The sequence below is a fragment of the Marinobacter sp. AL4B genome, assembly GCF_019916045.1.
Taxonomy (GTDB): Bacteria; Pseudomonadota; Gammaproteobacteria; order Pseudomonadales; family Oleiphilaceae; genus Marinobacter.
Window position 1 is genome coordinate 1,066,487 of record NZ_JAILWZ010000013.1, and the last position, 19,970, is coordinate 1,086,456.

General features: G+C 55.6%; 21 protein-coding genes. 7 read left to right on the top strand and 14 right to left on the bottom strand.

The window, feature by feature from the left end:
• Nucleotides 1–30: 30 nt before the first annotated feature.
• From K5L82_RS15200 to K5L82_RS15250, 11 genes are read right to left on the bottom strand one after another with little or no spacing between them, the layout of a single operon-like run.
• A complete protein-coding gene (locus tag K5L82_RS15200) occupies nt 31–801 on the bottom strand; it encodes a F0F1 ATP synthase subunit B (protein WP_223134720.1) in 771 nt (256 codons plus the stop codon).
• An 8-nt stretch (nt 802–809) separates the two neighbouring features.
• Nucleotides 810–1,088: a F0F1 ATP synthase subunit C gene (locus K5L82_RS15205; protein WP_022990721.1), complete on the bottom strand. Its 279-nt coding sequence runs from the start codon at nt 1,086–1,088 to the stop codon at nt 810–812.
• The gene (locus K5L82_RS15210; protein ID WP_223134721.1) at nt 1,085–1,783 is read right to left on the bottom strand and encodes a F0F1 ATP synthase subunit A; all 699 of its coding nucleotides are present in this window, start codon (nt 1,781–1,783) and stop codon (nt 1,085–1,087) included. The genes K5L82_RS15205 and K5L82_RS15210 overlap by 4 nt, the downstream gene beginning before the upstream one ends.
• Nucleotides 1,783–2,097 (bottom strand): ATP synthase subunit I, encoded by a 315-nt coding sequence (locus K5L82_RS15215; protein WP_316933411.1) that lies wholly within the window; start codon nt 2,095–2,097, stop codon nt 1,783–1,785. Before K5L82_RS15215 ends, K5L82_RS15210 begins: the two co-directional genes overlap by 1 nt.
• Nucleotides 2,094–2,396: an ATPase F0F1 gene (locus tag K5L82_RS15220; protein ID WP_223134722.1), complete on the bottom strand. Its 303-nt coding sequence runs from the start codon at nt 2,394–2,396 to the stop codon at nt 2,094–2,096. Before K5L82_RS15220 ends, K5L82_RS15215 begins: the two co-directional genes overlap by 4 nt.
• Nucleotides 2,393–2,803 carry an ATPase gene (locus tag K5L82_RS15225; RefSeq protein WP_223134723.1) on the bottom strand — a complete coding sequence of 137 codons (411 nt, stop codon included), beginning with the start codon at nt 2,801–2,803 and terminating at the stop codon, nt 2,393–2,395. The genes K5L82_RS15220 and K5L82_RS15225 overlap by 4 nt, the downstream gene beginning before the upstream one ends.
• Nucleotides 2,800–4,176: a F0F1 ATP synthase subunit beta gene (gene atpD, locus K5L82_RS15230; RefSeq protein ID WP_133006798.1), complete on the bottom strand. Its 1,377-nt coding sequence runs from the start codon at nt 4,174–4,176 to the stop codon at nt 2,800–2,802. The genes K5L82_RS15225 and atpD overlap by 4 nt, the downstream gene beginning before the upstream one ends.
• Before the next feature lie 19 nt (nt 4,177–4,195).
• On the bottom strand, nt 4,196–5,119 hold the full coding sequence (arcC, locus tag K5L82_RS15235; protein WP_133006797.1) for a carbamate kinase: 924 nt from the start codon (nt 5,117–5,119) through the stop codon (nt 4,196–4,198).
• A 33-nt stretch (nt 5,120–5,152) separates the two neighbouring features.
• Nucleotides 5,153–6,154, bottom strand: coding sequence for an ornithine carbamoyltransferase (locus K5L82_RS15240; protein ID WP_223134724.1), 1,002 nt, complete (start codon nt 6,152–6,154; stop codon nt 5,153–5,155).
• Nucleotides 6,155–6,172: 18 nt separating this feature from the next.
• Nucleotides 6,173–7,402, bottom strand: a complete 1,230-nt coding sequence (locus K5L82_RS15245; protein ID WP_223134725.1) for an arginine deiminase — start codon at nt 7,400–7,402, stop codon at nt 6,173–6,175.
• Nucleotides 7,403–7,416: 14 nt separating this feature from the next.
• On the bottom strand, nt 7,417–8,889 hold the full coding sequence (locus tag K5L82_RS15250; RefSeq protein ID WP_228258977.1) for a YfcC family protein: 1,473 nt from the start codon (nt 8,887–8,889) through the stop codon (nt 7,417–7,419).
• Between the two features lie 227 nt (nt 8,890–9,116).
• On the opposite strand from K5L82_RS15250, the gene K5L82_RS15255 reads away from it, so the two are divergent.
• Nucleotides 9,117–9,788, top strand: coding sequence for a DNA-3-methyladenine glycosylase I (locus K5L82_RS15255; RefSeq protein ID WP_223134726.1), 672 nt, complete (start codon nt 9,117–9,119; stop codon nt 9,786–9,788).
• 12 nt (nt 9,789–9,800) lie between these two features.
• Here the strand turns inward: K5L82_RS15255 and cobS are convergent, their stop codons facing one another.
• The 3 genes from cobS to K5L82_RS15270 all read right to left on the bottom strand — a co-directional run bounded on the left by cobS (nt 9,801) and on the right by K5L82_RS15270 (nt 12,734).
• A complete protein-coding gene (gene cobS, locus K5L82_RS15260) occupies nt 9,801–10,562 on the bottom strand; it encodes an adenosylcobinamide-GDP ribazoletransferase (RefSeq protein ID WP_223134727.1) in 762 nt (253 codons plus the stop codon).
• A gap of 97 nt (nt 10,563–10,659) precedes the next feature.
• Complete coding sequence (locus K5L82_RS15265; protein WP_223134728.1) at nt 10,660–12,051, bottom strand: ATP-binding protein; 1,392 nt, start codon at nt 12,049–12,051, stop codon at nt 10,660–10,662.
• The gene (locus K5L82_RS15270) at nt 12,048–12,734 is read right to left on the bottom strand and encodes a response regulator transcription factor (protein ID WP_223134729.1); all 687 of its coding nucleotides are present in this window, start codon (nt 12,732–12,734) and stop codon (nt 12,048–12,050) included. Before K5L82_RS15270 ends, K5L82_RS15265 begins: the two co-directional genes overlap by 4 nt.
• A 228-nt stretch (nt 12,735–12,962) precedes the next feature.
• On the opposite strand from K5L82_RS15270, the gene K5L82_RS15275 reads away from it, so the two are divergent.
• The 6 genes from K5L82_RS15275 (at nt 12,963) to K5L82_RS15300 (ending at nt 19,969) form a co-directional block, all read left to right on the top strand.
• A complete protein-coding gene (locus K5L82_RS15275) occupies nt 12,963–13,664 on the top strand; it encodes a thermostable hemolysin (protein WP_223134730.1) in 702 nt (233 codons plus the stop codon).
• Nucleotides 13,648–15,852: an AMP-binding protein gene (locus K5L82_RS15280; RefSeq protein WP_223134731.1), complete on the top strand. Its 2,205-nt coding sequence runs from the start codon at nt 13,648–13,650 to the stop codon at nt 15,850–15,852. The genes K5L82_RS15275 and K5L82_RS15280 overlap by 17 nt, the downstream gene beginning before the upstream one ends.
• Entirely contained in the window at nt 15,839–16,621 is a 783-nt protein-coding gene (locus tag K5L82_RS15285) for an SDR family oxidoreductase (RefSeq protein WP_223134732.1), read from the top strand. The genes K5L82_RS15280 and K5L82_RS15285 overlap by 14 nt, the downstream gene beginning before the upstream one ends.
• Complete coding sequence (locus K5L82_RS15290; RefSeq protein WP_223134733.1) at nt 16,618–17,238, top strand: tetratricopeptide repeat protein; 621 nt, start codon at nt 16,618–16,620, stop codon at nt 17,236–17,238. The genes K5L82_RS15285 and K5L82_RS15290 overlap by 4 nt, the downstream gene beginning before the upstream one ends.
• Before the next feature lie 120 nt (nt 17,239–17,358).
• Nucleotides 17,359–18,225, top strand: coding sequence for an MBL fold metallo-hydrolase (locus K5L82_RS15295; RefSeq protein ID WP_223134734.1), 867 nt, complete (start codon nt 17,359–17,361; stop codon nt 18,223–18,225).
• 7 nt (nt 18,226–18,232) lie between these two features.
• A complete protein-coding gene (locus K5L82_RS15300) occupies nt 18,233–19,969 on the top strand; it encodes a SulP family inorganic anion transporter (protein ID WP_223134735.1) in 1,737 nt (578 codons plus the stop codon).
• The last annotated feature ends 1 nt before the right edge of the window (nt 19,970 follow it).

Here is a 19,970-nt window from a genome sequence, read left to right on the forward strand (position 1 = left end):
GTTTATCTATCCTTATGTGAACAACCGGATTTAGGCCCCGCCGGGCTGAGTTCGCCCGGAAGCTCCGGCAGCCAACCGTTCATTTAACAACGCATCAAATTCTTCAGTGTAGCTGTCCACCGTCCAGGCCACCTGGGCACCGCCAACCCGCAGAACCAGGCCAGGTGACTGCTGAGAGTCGGTGTCAAATCGCAGGTTGATGCCGGGGAGTAGATCCTTGATATCGGCCCGTAGCAGCGCCTGTGCCGCCTCAGGCAGTGTGTCGCGAGTGGTTGCCACCGCTTCCTTGCTGTCGCCCGCCGCTTCAGATAGTTCGCTGGCAATCGGTCGCAATCGCGAGCTGACATGGCGAACGATGGCTTCTTCCAGGGATTCATCCGCGAGATCCCGCAGCGCTTTACGGGTGAGCTCCAGCAGGGTTTCTTCTCCAGCTCGCTGTAATTGCGCTGTGAACTTCTGGCGCTCGTGCTCAAGGTGCTTGTGCCAGTCTTGCTGTTCCTGCTCTAGCGTGGCGCGGGCTTCGGTCAGCAGGCTGTCGCGCTGGTCTTCCGATTCCCTTAGGGCCTGTTTGACCGCAGCATCCTGGTCAGACAAGAGCTGTATTTTCTGCTGGTGAAATTCCACTTCGGCGGCCTGGGCTTTTTTCTCGGCCTCTCCGGCTTCAGCCATGCGGCGGGTTATTTCAGCCTCGCGGGCATCAATTCCGTCGAGAATTGGACGATAGAGAAAGCGCTTCAACAGCCACACCAGTACCAGAAAGTTGGCGATCTGAGCGATAACGGTAATCCAGTCAATGGACATGATCGGCTCTAGCCTCCTGCGGCAACCTGCATGGCATCCCAGAATGGGTTGGCAAAAATCAGAATCATCGCCACCACAAAACAGTAGATGGCGGTGGATTCAATCATCGCCAGACTCACAAACAGGGTTCGTGACAGGGTTGGGGCGGCATCCGGCTGCTGCGCAATGGCGGCAATGGCTGCGGCGGCGGCGCGGCCTTCGCCAAGCGCCGGACCAATGGCTCCGATGGCAATGGTCAGGCCGGCGGTAAATATGGAAATGGCCGCAATAATGGCAAGATCGGTCATGATTTATCCTCTCTCTTGAGCGCTGGGTGGTCTGACTCTGCGGTAGCAGATGAAATATAGACGGTGGCTAGAATGGCGAATATGTAGGCTTGGATCATGCCCGTTAATAATCCCAGCATATCCATGATGACCGGGAAGAAAAACGGTGCGACCGTTAGCAGGATGGCTGCAATGACCGCGCCGCTCATTACGTTGCCGTAAAGGCGGATAGCCAGCGAAATACCCCGGGAGAACTCACCAATGATGTTGAACGGCAGCATGAGAACCGAGGGTTCAATAAAGGTTTTGAGGTAGTGCCCTACACCCCCACTAGCGATGCCGAACACAGGTACCGCCACCAGCACAGACAAGGCCAGTGCCGCTGTGGTGGAGAGCGACGATGTGGGTGGTGAAAACCCGGGTACCACCAACATCAGGTTTGATAACGCGATGAACAGGAACAGAGTGCCGGAAAAGTACATCACATGGCGCGCGGAGTTTCGGGTAACCTCTTCGATCTGGCTCTGAATCAGCTTTACAATTACTTCCAGCGCGGTGCGCCCGCGATGGGGCGGCATATCCGGGCGCAGGTTGCGGGTAATCAACATGGAAATGCCCACCAGCACCGCCATCACAATCCAGGTGTTAACGATGGTGGCGTTGACCTCCCAGCCCGCCAGCGTAAAAACGATAATGTCATCGGGGGTAAGCTGCATTACGCGCCATCCTGTGTTGCTGCTGTGGGTGCCTTGCTGATTCTGGCCCAGCGCACAGCAACAAGCCGCGCCAGCAAAAACGCCAGCGCGTAGCCGGCGATGGCCCAGTTACTGCCAGCAGAAGCCGTTACCAGAAAGCCAGCACCCAGCAGCACCGCTATCCGGCAAAACGAGCTGGCCATCAGCCAAAGCCCGGGCCGGTCAGCGCTCAAGGCGTGTCGCATGCCCCAAGCCAGCCCAACAAAGAACAATGCGCTGACGGGCAAGCCAAATGAAAAACCCAGCAATACTGCTGGCCAGTTTACTGTTATCACCGCTTACCTCCCTTATGATCCGGCCCTTCTTTTTCGATCCAGCCCCAGGCAATGATGCCACCCACCACCACGCAGCCCAGAATCAGTGCAATGGGCCAGGAAAAGTTCTGGGGCGCTACGTCGTTCAGCCACAACCCCAGGAAAGCACCCCCGACGGTTGGCACTGCAATTGACCAGCCAATGATTCCGAAGGCTCCCAGCCCGCGCAGAGGGCTGACCCCTGGCTCATCCCGTGACCGCTTCATGCGCTCGGCACTGCGCCGGATACTTTCTGCTGAGTGGTCGTTTTTCATGCTCATACCGTGGGTTTCTGCAAGTCTCCAAAACGCCGTACTATGCCCGCTTCCAGTCGAGACAAGGCTGAGCGTGCGATACGCTCTTCTTCATCCACTTCGATAAATGCAGCTTTGACGGTTTCATTTAAGGAGTCTAGATCCTTGCCTTGAACGCCGCGACGTATGGCGACGTCTACCTGAAAGCCTATTTTCACCAGCAGCCCTTCGTCGATGCCAAAAAAACGTTCGATACCGTCGACGCAGGTGAGAGTCAATACTGAGGGCACTAGCGCCGTCACGAAATCGGTATGGTTTGGGAGCATGCCGAAAGCACCGTTTTGCGCGGTAGCGAATAGCCGCTGCACATCGCCTTCGAACAGCGTCCGATTTGGCAGGCGCAGCGTTACCTGCATGGATTCGGCAAGGCTCATGACGTTTTCTCCAGATCTTTCAGGGAGCCAATCATGTAGTAGTCGGTTTCATTGTCGTGAAATTCGGTCTGGCTCAGGATGGTTTCGCACCCGTCGAGGGTGTCGCTGATGGGCACTCGCCTGCCGCTGTCGCTGGTCAGCGCACCGACGGTGAAAAAGGGTTGAGTGAGAAAGCGTTCAAGCCTCCGCGCTCGCGCAACGGTGGCCCGGTCGGCAGCCGCAAGTTCTTCCATACCCAGCATGGCAATAATGTCGCGCAGATCCTCGTATTCGGCCAGGGTGCGCCGTACTGCTCGGGCAATGTCGTAGTGGCGTTGGCCAACCAGGGCCGGCGTCAGCATGACTGAGGCGGAGGCAAGGGGATCCACCGCCGGGTAGAGGCCTTCACTGGCGCGCTTACGTGACAACACAACTGAGGCAGAAAGGTGCGAGAAAATATGAGCTGCGGCCGGGTCGGTAAAATCATCGGCCGGCACGTAAACCGCCTGAATAGAGGTGATGGTGCCGTTGCGCGTGGATGTAATCCGCTCCTGAAGTGTTGCCAGTTCCGTAGCCAGGGTGGGTTGGTAACCGACCCGGGAAGGCATACGTCCCATCAATCCGGAAACCTCAGAGCCCGCCTGCACAAAACGGAAAATGTTGTCGATGAGCAGCAGTACATCCTGCTTCTGCTCGTCGCGGAAATACTCCGCCATAGTGAGCGCGGTTTTGCCCACTAGAAACCGCACACCCGGGGCTTCGTTCATTTGCCCGAACAGCATCACAGTTTTATCCCGCACACCGGCGTCACCCATCTCGCGATAAAGTTCTTCCGCCTCTCGCGAGCGTTCGCCAATGCCGCAGAACAGGCTTACGCCCTGATAGTGTTGAACGGTGTTGTTGATCAGCTCGGTGATCAGTACGGTTTTACCCACGCCCGCACCGCCGAACAGACCGGTTTTGCCGCCGCGCTCAATGGGGGACAGCAGATCGATGGCCTTGATGCCGGTTTCCAGGATGTCGCTGTGTATGACGCGGTCTTCCAGTGCTGGAGGCGGTTGGTGAATGGAGCGTCGTACCGTGGCGGCAGGGGCAGGTTTGTCGTCAATAGGCTCGCCAAACACATTGAGCATGCGCCCCAGCACGGTATCACCTACTGGAACCTGAATGGGCATGCCGGTGGCCTGCACCGGCATGCCAAGCCCCAGCCCACGTACGGGAGCAAGTGCCATGCAGCGCACGGCGCCATTATTCAAAAGTGAGTTCACCTCCATCGCCAGACTGCCCGCGTAAACCAGATCGTGAATGCGAGGCGATGTCGTCGGAAACTTAACGTCGACAACGCCGCCGCGAATTCCAACAACCTGCCCACTATCTACGATCTGATTCGACATGCGTAACGGGCCCTAGTGATTAAGAGTTATTGATGGCGCCTTTACCGATGAGTGTGCCTGCGCGTCCAGTCAAAATGTCGAGAGCATCTTCCAGCCGGCCAATGCCGCTGATGCCGCCGAAATCTGCAAAATCAGCAGCTGCGGTCACCTTCGGCCCCATGGAGCCGGCGGGCACATCCAGTGTTCTGGCCTGCTCGGGGGTCACGTTTCGAACGGGTGCGGCGGCAGGCGCGCCAAAGTTACGATAGACCGCATCCACGTCGGTTAGCAGTAGCAAGGCATCGGCGTTCAGTTCTCTTGCCAGCAAAGCACTGGCGGCGTCCTTGTCGATCACGGCTTCCACACCGGTCATACTGCCGTCGTTACGGCGTAGCACCGGAATGCCTCCGCCTCCCGTACAGATAACAACGACGCCCTGATTAAGGAGTAGCTTCAAGACCCGCATGTCAGGGATTTCTTTGGGTGCAGGCGAGGGTACTACTCTGCGCCACTTGTCGCCGTCAGCCGCAATATGCCAGCCGGCGGCCGCTGCCCGGGATTCCGCTTCTGTTTTATCATAGACCGGGCCGATAAATTTGGTGGGTTTTTTGAAGGCAGGGTCGTCCCGGTCGACAACGACCTGAGTGAGCAGTGTTGCCACCGGGCGGTCGTGGCCGAGGGCGTTCTCTATTTCCTGCTCAATCATATAGCCGATCATACCGCCGGTTTCTGCGCCCAGCACATCCAGCGGATACACTTCTTCAGGTTTGTAAGCAGCGCCTTGCAACGCTAGCAAACCCACCTGCGGGCCGTTGCCATGGGTAATGACCAGCTGGTGCCCAGCGCGCACCAGTTTGGCCAGTGACTTTGCGGCGGCCTGCACGTTGGTGCGCTGGGCTTCCGCGGTGAGTGGCTCGCCGCGTTTTAACAGCGCGTTTCCGCCCAGAGCTGCAACAATCAGCATACAGTCATCCTTTATCTGCAATTCGAACCAGCGTCAGGCCCCGAGTGTAGCTACCAGCACTGCCTTGATGGTATGCATGCGGTTTTCGGCCTGATCAAACACGATGGATGCAGGGCTTTCGAAAACGTCGTCCGTCACCTCCATGGCGGTAATGCCGAACTCGGCTTCTATCTCTTTGCCTACTGTTGTTTCGGTATTGTGAAAAGCGGGCAAACAATGCATAAAACGGGCTCGCGGGTTGCCGGTTTTTTCCATCAGAGCGGCGTTCACCTGATAAGGCATTAACAGCTTGATCCGCTCGCCCCACCTCTCTTTTGGCTCGCCCATGGAGACCCAGACATCGGTGTAGACAAAATCTACCCCGGCGACGGCAGCAGCCAGATCCTCTGTAATCGTGATGCGGGCACCGGTTTCTTTGGCGAGTGTGTGGGCTTCTTCTATGATTGCCTGCTTGGGCCAGCAGGCTTTTGGTGCGCACAACCGCACGTCCATTCCCATTTTTGCGCCCCCGATCAACAAGCTGTCACCCATATTATTGGCGGCATCGCCAACATAAACATAGGCCACCTCATGCAAGGGCTTCTCAACGTGCTCTTGCATGGTTAGAAAGTCGGCGAGAATCTGCGTGGGGTGGAACTCATCCGTCAGGCCGTTGTAAACCGGAACTCCGGCATACTCTGCGAGTTCTTCAACAATTTTTTGGCCAAAGCCGCGGTACTCTATGGCATCGTAAACACGGCCCAACACCCGAGCAGTGTCTTTCACGGATTCCTTGTGGCCGATGTGAGTACCGGTAGGTCCAAGATAGGTAACTCTCGCGCCCTGATCGTAGGCAGCCACCTCAAACCCCACCCGTGTTCGGGTGGAGTTTTTTTCAAAGATCAACGCAAGTTCTTTACCATTGAGTTGAGGAACCTCAGTACCGGCGTATTTCGCTGCTTTAAGATCTTTGGATAGCTGTAACAGAAAACTGATTTCTTGCGGGGAGAAATCCCGTAAGGTCAGGAAGTGACGATTCTTCAGGTTAAACGCCATGATTTATATCCTCTACCGTCAGATGGGGTCACGCATTGTGGGGCAGCTCATGCAACGCCCACCGCCGCGGCCACGGCCTAGCTCGGCGCCAGGAATAGACAGCACTTCAATGCCTGCTGATTTCAAGGCTGCGTTGGTGTCGTCGTTGCGGTCGTAGCCGATAACGACTCCTGGGCTTAGCGCCAGCACATTGTTGCCATCGTTCCATTGCTCCCGCTCACGTTCGGCTGGGTCATGACCACCTGTTGCGACAACTTCCAGAGATTGATAACCGAGTACTTCTGCAACCACATCAAACAACGGTCTGGAATCCTGACGGAAAGCTAAGTGCTTATTACCGGTTCCCGGAGTGAGGTCGTAGCAGACCACTTCATCCGCAACCTCTTTGAACGCGGTGACAACGTTGCCGCCGCAGAATGTGAAAATGGTGTCCAAGTGCATGGCGGTTCGTGATTTCGGGATTTGACAGGCAATTACCCGTTCAGCCGTACCTGTTTCGAATAAGGCATTCGCCAGTTGCCCTACAGCCTGTGGCGATGAGCGCTCGCCCATACCCACAAGCACAGCACCGTTGCCCACGGGCATCACATCGCCGCCTTCGAGCGTGGCAAGGCCATGGTGTTTCGTAGGGTCACCCCAGAGCACGTCCACCTTGCCAGCAAATTTCGGATGGAAGCGATATATGCCCGCCATCAACAGGGTTTCGGGTTGGCGCGCAGCCCAGTACATGGGGTTTAGAGTTACACCGCCGTAGATCCAGGCGCTGTTGTCCCGTGTGAACAGGTAGTTGGGCAGCGGCGGCAGTACGAAGCCGTAGTGGCCCAAGTGATTGCCGAATAGTCCGGTAGGGTCGAACGGCAGGTCTCCCACTTCAAGTCCGCCAATCAGGTATTCCGATAGTTTGCTGCCTGGCAATTCGTCCATCCAAGCGCGTAGATCAGAAATCATCCCCACGCCTATGCCGTTCCAAGTAATTCGGTGGTCCAGAATCCATTTTCGGGCTTCTGGGATGTTCAGGGTTTCGGCCAGCAAATCGTTAACATCAAGAACCTCAACACCCCGATCCCGCATCACTCCAGCAAACACATCGTGATCTTTTTGAGCTTGCTTCACCCAGAAAACGTCATCAAACAGCAGAGCGTCGCAGTTGGACGGGGTTAGCCGTCGGTGTGCCAGACCCGGTCGGCAAACAACCACCTGCCGCAGTTTTCCGGTTTCTGAATGTACTCCAAGCTTGTGATCGGACATGGTCTGATCCTCCATTAAATGAGTGCAGCTGCACTGATAACCACCGAAATGAAAATGGTAAGAATTAAAAGCAAAGGCCAGATAAAAGCGATCCAGCGGTCATAGGACACACGGCCTATCGCCAGGCCACCGACCACTACCGCAAAGGTGGGGTTGATCAGGTTCACCAGGCCGTTGGCAGACTGGAAGGCAGTGACGACAAGATCGCGGCCCACATTGGCGAAATCAGCAAGCGGCGCCAGAATCGGCATGGACAGAACCGCCAGCCCGGATGAAGAGGGCACAAAGAAGCTCATGCCTATCTCAATCCAGAACATCAAATTAATAAACGCCAGTTCGGGGAGCCCGCCAAGGGATGTTTCGGCACTGTGCAAAATGGTGTCTGCAATCATGCCTTGGTCCATAATCACCACAATGCCTCTTGCAAGGCCCACTACCAGAGCAACACCCAAAAGATCGCGTGCACCGTCAACAAAACTGCCGGTGAGTTTCTTCTCGCCAAGGCGAGCAATAAACCCGATTACGATCGCTGCACCAAAAAACAGCGCACCCATGCGGGCCATCCACCAACCCTGTGACGAAACGCCCCAGATCATGACGACAAAGGTTGCAGAAAAAATCAGCAGGGCAACAATCTGTGTTCTGGTAAGTGTGGAGTCATCGACTTCATTCTCGTGCTTGCCCAGAAAAAGCCGTCGGTGAGCATCCCATTGCCTGGAAACAACCGAACGAGAAGGGTCTGCTTTTACACGAATGGCGTATCGCATAACGTAAGCTGAGCAAATTATTAGGCCGCCTATCAGCAGAACAAAACGCACGACAATGCCGTCAGTAAACGGAATTTGAGCCGCGTTGGCTGCGATGACCGTAGCAAATGGGTTAATGGTAGAGCCGAGTACACCGATTCCGGCACCGACTAGAATTATGGCCACCCCTGTTACTGCATCGTATCCGGCGGCCATCATTACCGGGATCAAAATGGCATAGAAAGCCAGCGTCTCCTCGGCCATGCCATAGGTTGTGCCGCCAATGGCAAAAAGGGTCATCAATATCGGGATCATCCAGACTTCATGGCCCTTGAGGTGTCGCATAGCGCTGCGTATCCCGGTATCTATGGCCCCTGTGGCGTTCATTACGCCGAGGAAGCCACCCAGGAAAAGTACGAAGAGGGCGACATCAATAGCGTTGGCTACGTAACTGTCCGGATCATAAAACCCGGCTGTGGGTGCGAGCATCACCTCTATAAAACCCTGAGGATTTGGCTCTACTGTCTGGTAAGTGCCGGGAACGGCTACTTCGCGACCGACGTCTTCGTTCATCGCCCGATCGTACTGACCTGCAGGTATAATCCATGTTAGGGCAGCAACAAGGATGATCAGTAGAAACAAGATGGTATAGGCGGTGGGAAACCGCGTAGCCAGATCCTGTTCCGGGTCAGCTTGTGAGTTGTCTGTTGGGAATTCCGGGGGTTGGGTTTTATCATTCACAGCGCATCTCCTTTTATCTACACAGTTCGATGTGTAGAGCTAGTGAAGGGACTCGGCTCCGGCTGAGAACAATTTGCTAGTGTGCAGCGAGGAGGTTGAGTACGATTTCCGGATCGTTAATCCTCAAGTTAATAGAACTGCGGGAAAAATGTTTGAGCTAGGTCACTATTAATACGAAAGCGATGTTAACTTTTGTCAATTTATCACTAAGCCAACGATGAGAAACTATGGGGTTTTCAAAAATTCAGGAACGCGCCATTGCACGTAAAGGCGGCATCGAAGAACTGAACGCCCTCCTGCCCAAAATGCCGTCAGCCGTGGCGCTGGCGGCGCGAACGGACGATCGCTATCTTTCGGAAATAACGCGATGCGTATTCAAGGCGGGCTTTGTCTGGCGGGTGATTGAGAACAAATGGCCAGATTTTGAAGCGGCCTTCGAAGGGTTTGTGCCCGCCTATTGGCAACAGGTGCCGCCAGAAGTTCTGGAAAGACTGGCCGAAGATACGCGGGTTGTCCGAAACTTGCAGAAAATTCGCACGGTGCCAGAAAACGCTCGGATGATTATGGATGTGGCGCAAGATCACGGCAGCTTTGGCCGTTTTCTGGCCGAATGGCCCCACGGAGATCAGGTGGGCTTGTTGATGTACTTGAAGCGCAACGGCGCCCGGCTGGGCGGTAATACCGCCCAGTATTTTCTGCGCCGGGTGGGCTGGGACGGCTTCATTATGTCCCACGATGTGGTGACCGCCTTGACTCGAGCTGACATTCTGGACGCATCACCCACCAGCAAGAAGGGGCTGACTCAGGCCCAGAACGCGTTCAATCAGTGGCACCAGGAAACGGGCTTGCCCATCAGCCACTTATCCCGGATTGTCTCCTTTACTGTGGATAACGATTAAGTCAAAAACACCTTACAAAAACATCAGCAGCACCAGCTCGCTGAACACCACGCTCGCCCCCAGAGCGTCGCCGGTATGACCGCCCAGCTGGCCGCGCAGGTATGCGCCCCAGCACAAGGCCACCAACAGCACCGCAGGCAGGGTGCCGATAATCAACAGAGGGTGCCAGAATGACAGCGTAGCGCTCAGAATCAGCACGAAGGCAGCAGCGATTGTTAGCCGAGCGTTAGAGAATTCGTCTGGTACGGGTTTGGATTTGCTTTTGTCCGGATCGGTGACATAAGGCAGTGTTGCCATGAGCAGCAAGGGCGTTAGCCGGGAAATGGCCGGAGCGGCCAGCAGCGCCAGCCAGATATGCTCAACCTCCATCAGCAGCGCAACCTTGAGCAGCAGGGCCATCACCAGCGCTACGGTGCCGTAGGTGCCGATCCGGCTGTCTTTCATGATCTCCAGTCTTTTCTTAACGGTATAGCCACCGCCCAGTGCATCGATACTGTCGGCCAGACCGTCTTCATGAAACGCCCCGGTGATAAACAGGTGCGCGATGAGGACGAGAACGATGGCAACTAATGGGCTGGCAACCAGCGAGAACAGCGTGAAGGCCACAACGTAAATAATGCCCAGCAGCAAACCGACCAAAGGAAAGTAAAGGCTGCTCTTGTTCATCAATCGCTGAGAATAGTTGATCTGTGCCAGCATCGGAATGCGGGTAAGGAAACCAACGGCCAGCCAGAAGGCCTGCCACTCGTTGTTCAGGGAAGGTTTGGTCGCCATGAAAACTCCGCTAAGTCGTAAACGGAGCATTGTACATTTCAGAGGGTGTGGATTCGCGTTTCTCTGCCCCGTATTATCGATAGCTAGACAAATCGTTTTACGGCTTTGCCGGAAGCCAAATCGTTACACAGAGCCCGTGCTTCCCGTCAGCTCTTCCCTCAAGGGACAACTTGCCTCCGTGGAGTTCTACAATACGCTGGGCGATAGCCAGGCCTAAACCCGCCCCCTGACCCTGTCGCTGATCGAGACGAGTGAAGCGGCTGAGTGCGCGCTCCCGATCTTTCACTGGGATGCCCGGCCCTTGATCGCAGATGGAGACTTTGAAGCCGCCGTTTACTTTACGCATGGTTGTGCTGACCTGAGTGCGCGGAGGGCTGTACTGAATGGCATTGGCCAGCAGTGAGCGCATCATGGTCGTGATGAGCGCGTTGTGGCAGTTGACCATGGCAAGTGGATAAGGGTTATCCAGCTCCGGTTCGATCTGTTTTTTCAGCGCCAGAGGTGCAACATCGGCAATACTTTGCTCCACGAGCTCGGCTAGATTTTGGGGCTCGGAGCGAAAATCGACCCCGGCATCGACCTTACTTAACAGCAGTAGCTGTTCAACCAGATGGACCATGCGATCAACGGCGGCCGTCAGGTTTTCGAATTCGCCGGGAAAACGTTCGGCTTGTTGCTCCAGATTCAGGCGTAAGGCAGCTAAGGGCGTTCGCAACTCATGGGCTGCATCAGCGGAAAAGCGACGCTCCCGTTCCAGAGCCTGATTCAGCCTTCTCAGAAGGCCATTTACGGCATGGACAAGGCCGGCGACTTCGCGAGGGGCCTGCCGGTCATCCAAGGGATGGATGTTCTCAGGCGCCATATTGCGAACGGGTCTTTCCAATTTCCGCAAAGGTTGGAACCCCAGCTGGATAGAGCCCACCACGGCAAGTGCAAGCAGGGGCAAAGCGAGAAGAAAAGGTAGCAGATTGCCCACCGCAATTTCCTGACTGAGTTCATCACGGACGTCTTCTCGCTGAGCGGATCGGATCCAGAAACCGGTTTCCGGGTCGTTCAGGGTGAATGTGCGCCACTGATAGCCCGCCACCTCTAGCCAGTCGAATCCCGGTTTAAGTCCCTGATCATCGTTAGCATTAAGGGTATCCAACACGGGATTACCATCTGGCGTCCATACCTCGAAAGCAAGTTTGCGTTCGTATTTGTGGCCCGCGCCATCGGCGAGAATTTCGTCTTCTTCTTCAGGGCCCTGATACGTGCTTTCAGGCAGTTGCAGGGTCAGCGACAGAGTGCGGGACAGTTGCTCAAATGATTGGGTGTCGGAAAGATGCTCTACAAGGCCCTGCACAATACGTGTGCTTTGCGCGAGTTCTGCATCAAACAGCTCTTCCATCTGGTGATCACTGACGTAATAACCCCAGCCAGCTGCAATTAACGTGATGAAAAAAACCGTGCCGGTTACCAGTAACGTCAGCTTGCGTGTCAGGCTCATTCCAAAGAATCCTTTCCTACAGCGTCGCTGTCCAGAAGATACCCAACACCCCTGAGTGTTCGAATGGCGGTTTTTCCTATCCTCCGGCGAAGGTGGTGCACGTGAACTTCCAATGAGTTGCTTTCCGCGCCGTGCTCCCAACCGTACAATTGATCTTCCAGTCGGCGGCGGGTGGCTACCTGGTCCGGATGGCGCATGAGATAGTGCAGTATCTGGAATTCACTGCGGGGCAGCATTACGGTGTCATTTCCGATGCTCAGGTTTCCTGTTTCCGGGTTCAAAGTGAGGCGACCAACACGAATCCCGACGATTGAATTATCTGCTCTCCCGCGCCGGGTCACAGCTCTGATGCGGGCTTTTAACTCCGCCATGGCAAAGGGTTTGGTGAGATAGTCATCAGCGCCGGAATCCAGACCTTGCAGCTTCTCGTCCAGATCGGTTCTTGCAGTCAGAATGATGATGGGCGTCTGGTTACCGTTCTGGCGGGTGCGCCGGACAATATCGAGCCCATCAACCCTGGGTAGGGTCAGGTCCAGAATGGCCAGATCAAAGTGCTCATCCGCAAGGGCGTTCAGGGCTTTCTGACCGTCATCCAGCCAGTCCACGGTATTCTGATCCTCCCGCAGCATGTCGAGCATGGTGAGGGCGAGCGGGTGGTCATCTTCTACCAAGAGTATGCGCATCAAACGTCGTCCATTTCTGAAAGTGCTCACGTTGAGTGTAATGGAACCTCACGAAAGAAAAGTACTTTACTTGGTCATTCTTAAGCGAGCCTTAATACGATGTTCCGTAAAACCTTAAGACGCTCTTAAGATTTCTACAGTGTTGGCTTAAGGCTCTATTAAGCCTCGTTCTCTAATCTGGCAGCCATGTTCCAAGGCCTTGTGCCCGACTGCTGTTGGAGAACGCATATGACTGACCCGATGACCCTGTCCATTTGTTGCCCGCCCGATTCCCCGGAGGTGTTGCCGACTGTGCGCTGTGCTGGACGTTGGTTTAGCGAGATCGTGCCACAAACAGCCATGGCGGAAACCGTTGCCGGGTTTATCCGTCGCCGGTTTTTGCAAGCATATGGGGCGGAACCCAGTTTGCGTATCCCTTCACTGCTGGCGCTGACCACCGTTCAGGGCAGCTTGATGGCAGCCGTGGGGGTGCGTAACGCCAGTCACGCTCCACTGTTTCTGGAGGATTACCTGTCAGTTCCGGTTGAGACAATGATGCCGGAAACGGGTGTTGATCGAAGCAGAATCGCGGAAATTGCCCACCTGGCCGGAGTGGAAGCTGGTGTCAGTCGTTACTTGTTTGCTTCTCTATCCGTCTGGTTGGACCGCACAGGTTATGACTGGGTGGTCTGCACCGGTACGAACCAGTTGCGAAACAGCTTTCATCGGTTGGGCATTGCCACTTCAGTGTTGGCGAAAGCCGACCCGTCGCGATTACCGGATGGTGGCGCGGGTTGGGGCTGCTATTACGACCATCATCCTGTGGTGATGGCTATTCGGGTCGCTGATGGTATCGCCGCATTGCGTGAGGCCGGCCTGCTGAGTTTGATTCAACACGTTGAGCGCGCGGACCACCTGACTGGCGGGAGGGCTTATGGTTACCCTGCCTGACTTGCTGCTCTCCCGGGTACAACGGCACCCTGACCGCATTGCTCTGAAAGGACTGGATACTGAGCTCAGTTATCAGCAGATGTGGCAATCCATCGAGGAACTGGCTGAGCGGTTGCAACAAATGGGTGTCAAGCGAGCCGGATTGTGTGGCGACAACACCGTTGCCTGGATACTGGCAGATCTAGCCTGTCTTGTGGCGGGGGTGGTCTGTGTGCCGGTGCCTGTGTTTTTCTCGAAAAGCCAGACATCCCATCTGGTGGAAAGAGCCGGGCTGGAATACCTGCTATTCAGTGGCGAAACGGATGGTGCCGAGTCTCTGGGCCAAGGGGTCTGGTTACAGCATTTACCGGCTTCTCTAGCGCCGGCATGGATGCCAAATCAAACAGCAAAAATTACGTTCACCTCTGGCAGTACGGGCACCCCGAAAGGCGTGTGTTTATCCGCCGGACAGATGGCTGCGACCACCCAAGCTCTTCGCGAACGGATTGGAGACGTGGCGCTGCAGCAACACCTCTGTATTTTGCCTTTGGCTACACTGCTGGAAAACATTGCTGGTGTGTACCTGCCGTTGCTGATGGGCGCGACGGTGACGGTTGTGCCACTGAAAACGTTGGGAATGACCGGCAGTAGTGGGCTGAATCTAAGCTGTTTGGTGGCTGGGCTTAACCGGTACCAGCCCCACTCCATCATTCTCGTGCCAGAGCTGGCTATGGCGCTGGTGAGCGCTGCCGAGCAACGAATCTTGTGCGGCGCACCATTTCGTTTTCTGGCGGTCGGCGGCGGCCGGGTTTCACCAGACTTGCTGGCGCGAGGACGTGCCGTTGGCCTGCCTTTCTATGAGGGCTATGGCCTGTCTGAGTGTGGTTCGGTCGTGGCGCTGAATGTGCCGGATGCCGAATGCGAAGGCACGGTTGGCCGGCCGTTATCTCATGTGAACGTTCGGGTGGATGGCCAGCGCCGAATCCTGGTTCGTGGCAACACGCACCAAGGCTATCTGGGCGATGAGCCGGTGGATGACGATTGGCTCGATACTGGCGACCTCGGAGCTATTGATGAAGACGGCTATCTCGTGGTTGATGGCCGGGCCAAGAACCTTCTGATCACCAGTTTCGGTCGCAATATCAGTCCGGAATGGCTGGAAAGTGAGTTGGTTCAGGCGCTTGGCGCCGCACAAGCGGTGGTGTTTGGTGACGGCGAGCCACAACCCAGGGCTCTATTGACCATTCAGGATGCACGTCCCTCGGGGGATTTGCGCCCAGCCTTGCTGGCCTTGAACACGCGCCTGCCGGATTACGCTCAGTTGCAGGCGGTGTACATCCGAAGCATCCCCCTGGCTCAGTCGGAGAACCACATTACCGCCAATGGCCGCCCCGTCCGTCATCAGATTCAAATGGATTTGCCTCTGCTGATAAAGAACTCCCACCCCTTATTTTTGAGCCCCGTCGGGGCAACTTCCACCTCCGGGGATACGAAACCTGGTCACGAAACGAGAGGAATATCCGATATGAATTTTTTCGACAGACTGCAATCCGAAACCGAAGAAGCCCGCGCCCATGTCACTAATGCGCCCGTGGTAGAAGCCATCCGTGAAGGTCGATTTAGTTTGGAAGGCTACAGCTGGTTTCTGACTCAGGCCTACCATCACGTGAAACATACCGTTCCTCTGATGATGGCTTGTGGTGGACGCTTGCCAGAGCATTTGGAGTTCGTTCGCAAAGCTTTGGTTGAATATATAGAGGAAGAGTACGGCCACCATGAATGGATCCTGAATGATCTGGAAGCCTGCGGTGAAAACAAAGAAGAAATCCGTCAAAGCAGCCCGGACACCTCCATCGAGCTGATGGTGGCCTATCTTTATGATCGCATCCAGCGTGGTAACCCGGCCGCATTTTTTGGCATGGTACAGGTGCTTGAGGGCACGTCGATTGAACTGGCCACACCGCTGGGCGAAGCCATCCAAAAGCAACTGAGCCTGCCTGATACAGCGTTCAGCTACTTGTACTCCCACGGCGCGCTGGACCAAGAGCACTTCGAGTTTTTCCGTAATCTGATGAATGATATTCGTGAGCCAGAAGATCAGCAGGCCATTATCGAGGCTGCCCGGATGGTCTACCGGCTGTATGGCGACATGCTGCACAGCATTCCGCTGGCTGCGGGTCATGAGGAGAGTCGTCATGAGGCTGCATGATCGGGCTTTCCTCTTAATAGGTGGAACTGGCGGTATCGGGAAAGCCTTGATAGATCTGTTGCTGGCGGCCGGTGCTCGGGTCGTTGTGGCTACTCGGCACCCGGAGCGCCTGGAAAACCGTACCGGTGTCTCGCCTGTGTATTTGGAATTATGCAGCCCGGAGCTAGATCAACAGCTGCAGCAGTTGAGTGAAGCCTGCCCCGCTATCGACGGGGTTATTCATTGCGCAGGCCAGAACCGGTTTTCGGCTCTCGAGACCATGGCGGTCAGTGATCTGGAAGCCCAACTTAATGTGAACCTTCGTTCGGCCATGCTGGTGGCCAGACATTTTGCTCCGCGTTTCCGAAAGGCGGGAACGGGGGCTTTGGTCTTTGTTGGTTCCACTTTCGGGAGCATTGGTTTTCCGGGTTATACGGCCTACTGTGCCAGCAAGTTTGGTTTGCGGGGGTTTACCGAAGCTCTAAGACGAGAGCTGGCGGATACCTTATTACAGGTTATCTATGTGGCTCCGAGAGCCACCGCAACAGCCATGAACCCGGATGGAGTGATAGAAATGAACCGGGCGCTTGGCAACGCGATGGACGCCCCGGAGAAGGTCGCTGCGGAAATCCTGACAGCCATGACGAAGGATGAGCGCCGACGCTTTTTAGGCTGGCCGGAAAAGCTGTTTGTCGTGATCAACGGTGTCCTCCCGCGGATTGTAGATAAAGCCATGTTGAAGCAGTTACCGCTGATTCGACGTTTTCTAGACTCAGGAGCGGTGTCATGAGATGGATCGTAATGATAGTGGTTTGGCTTGTGGCAGTGCCTGCCTGGTCGGCAGACTTCCAGGCTGAACTCTCGGAAATTCAAAAGCGCTGGGCCGAGATTCAGTACCAGATGCCCGAGAACGATCAGGAAAAGGCCTTCGAGAGGCTAACGACCGATGCGGAGGCATTTGCTGAGCGTTATCCGGAGAAGCCAGAGCCGCTGATTTGGCAAGGTATCGTATTGAGCACCTACGCCGGTGCCAAAGGCGGTCTGGGGGCTTTGGGTTTGGTCAAGCGGGCTCGAGCCGCATTGGAAGCGGCTTTGGCAATAGACGCTAGGGCTTTGGCGGGTTCGGCCTACACTTCGCTGGGGAGCTTGTATTATCAGGTACCGGGTTGGCCGCTGGGGTTTGGTGATGACGAAAAAGCCGAGAAATTCTTGAAAAAAGCCTTGGCCATTAACCCGGAGGGCATGGATGCGAACTATTTCTTCGGGGACTACCTGATTGAGCAAGGTGAGCCTGAGCGAGCCCGGGTGTATCTACAGAAGGTGATCGCCGCTCCCGGACGACCGGGCCGCGATCTTGCAGATGCAGGGCGCAAGGCCGAAGCTAAGGGCCTTCTGAACAAACTATAACCGGATACATGAGTCGATGAAGTGGGGCTGTCTCACGCATTAACCAACAAGCCTTCACCTGATATAGCTATACAGTATATACTTATATTTAAATTAAAGGTCAGGTCAGAGGTATGTGCCATGAGTCAGCCCATCGTTCAACACTTTTTCGATGAACCTACCAACACATTCAGCTATCTGGTGCGAGATCCGGACAGCCAGGCTTGTGCCATCCTTGATTCGGTTCTGGACTTTGATTACGCCGCAGGCCGCACCGATGTTCGTTCCGCCGACACCATTATCCAGTATGTTCGCGACAATGATTTAAAAGTTGAGTGGATTCTGGAAACCCACGTGCACGCGGATCATTTATCCGCTGCCCCGTATCTGCACGAGCAACTGGGTGGTAAAACTGGTATTGGCGCCCGTATTACCGATGTTCAGGAAATCTTCGGTAAGGCTTTTAACGCAGGCACCGAGTTCGCCCGAGATGGCAGTCAGTTTGACCGGCTGTTCAAAGAAGGCGACACCTTCACCATTGGTGGACTGGAAGGGCACGTGCTCCATACTCCCGGTCATACCCCGGCCTGCCTGACCTACGTCATCGGCGATGCCGCCTTCGTAGGCGACACCCTGTTCATGCCAGATTACGGTACGGCCCGCTGTGACTTCCCCGGTGGTGATGCCCGTACCCTGTTCCGCTCGATCCAAAAAGTGTTGGCCCTACCGGAGCAGACTAGAATTTTCCTGTGCCACGACTATAAAGCGCCGGGCCGGGAGGAATTCCATTGCATGACCACGGTGGCTGAACAGCGCGAAGCCAACGTGCATGTGCACGAAGGGGTTTCCGAGGACGAGTTCGTTAAGATGCGCACCGAGCGTGACGCGACATTGGATATGCCGCGTCTGATCTTGCCTTCGGTTCAGGTGAACATGCGGGCCGGTGAGATGCCTCCCGCGGAGGATAATGGTCAGGTTTATCTGAAAGTTCCCCTGAACCTGTTTTGAGCCGGGTATGAACCTGAAACGTTATTTGCCAATTCTGCAATGGGCTCCGGCGTACGGCCGTGGTGAGGCCGCCAGCGACTTAATTGCGGCAGCGATTGTGACGGTGATGCTCATTCCCCAATCGCTAGCCTATGCGCTGCTGGCGGGGCTGCCGGCGCAGGTCGGTCTGTACGCCAGCATTTTGCCGTTGGTGGCTTATGCGGTATTTGGTACCAGCCGTACTCTCTCGGTTGGGCCGGTGGCGGTGGTTTCGTTGATGACGGCGGCGGCTTTGGCACCCTTGGCGGCATTGGGCTCGGCGGAATACATGGCCGGTGCCGTGTTGATCGCCATTATGTCTGGCTTGATGCTCACCGTGATGGGCATTCTAAGGCTCGGTTTTTTGGCGAATTTCTTGAGTCATCCGGTGATTTCCGGATTTATTTCAGCCTCCGGTCTGGTCATTGCAGCCAGTCAGCTAAAGCATCTGTTGGGTGTGCAAGCGTCCGGCCATAACCTGCTGGATATTGGCCAATCTTTGCTGAGTGCTTTTGGCGACATGAATACCCCGACTTTGTTTGTGGGCGCAGGCACGCTGCTGTTCTTATGCTGGGCGCGGCACGGCTTGAAACCGTTGTTGGAAAAACTGGGCCTGACATCCCGCCTAGCTGATATCCTGACAAAAACAGCCCCTATCCTTGCCGTTCTTTCAACGACGTTGCTGGCCTGGCTGTTCAGACTGGATCAGCAAGGTGTGCGCTTGGTTGGGGAGATTCCTTCAGGCCTGCCTTCGTTAACATTACCGAGTTTGGATCCCGCGCTCTGGTCCCAATTGGCAGTCAGCGCCCTGTTAATCAGTATTGTCGGTTTTGTTGAATCCGTGTCGGTGGGCCAAACGTTGGCCGCTAAACGGCGCCAGCGTATCGATCCGGATCAGGAATTAATCGGCTTAGGTACGGCTAATCTCAGTGCCGGGTTTTCCGGAGGGATGCCGGTGACCGGTGGTTTCTCTCGCTCCGTAGTGAATTTCGATGCGGGTGCTGAAACGCCGGCGGCGGGCGCTTATGCCGCAGTCGGTATTGGGCTAGCAACCTTGTTTTTGACTCCGGCGATTGCGTGGTTGCCTCAAGCTACCTTGGCAGCAACCATCATTGTGGCCGTGGTCACCTTAGTTGACCTACCCGCCCTGCTCCGCACCTTCCGATACTCGCGCACCGACTTTGGCGCCATGCTGGCAACCATTGTGCTGACGCTGGTACATAGTGTTGAAGCGGGCATTATCGCTGGCGTGGGCTTATCGATCAGTTTGTTCTTGTACCGTACCAGCCGCCCGCATTGCGCGGTGTTGGGCCGAGTTCCGGGCACGGAGCATTTTCGGAACGTTTTGAGACACGATGTGGAAGTGTGTCCAAAAATCACCTTCCTGCGGGTGGATGAAAGTCTGTACTTCGCCAACGCGCGCTTTCTGGAAGAGACAGTCATCGAGCTTGTGGCCCGGGAGCTGGAGTTAAAAGATTTGGTGCTGGTGTGCCCCGCGGTCAATCTGATCGATGCGTCGGCGCTGGAAAGCCTTGAGGCGATGAATGAACGCCTTTCAGATGCGGGAGTCCGGTTGCATTTGTCCGAGGTGAAAGGGCCGGTGATGGATCGCCTGAAAGGCACCGAGCTGCTGCAGCGAATGGGTGGACAGGTTTTCTTAAGTACTTATCAAGCATGGAAAACGTTGAACGGGCACCATAGTGCGGCAGCGCCTTTCGAAGGCTGAG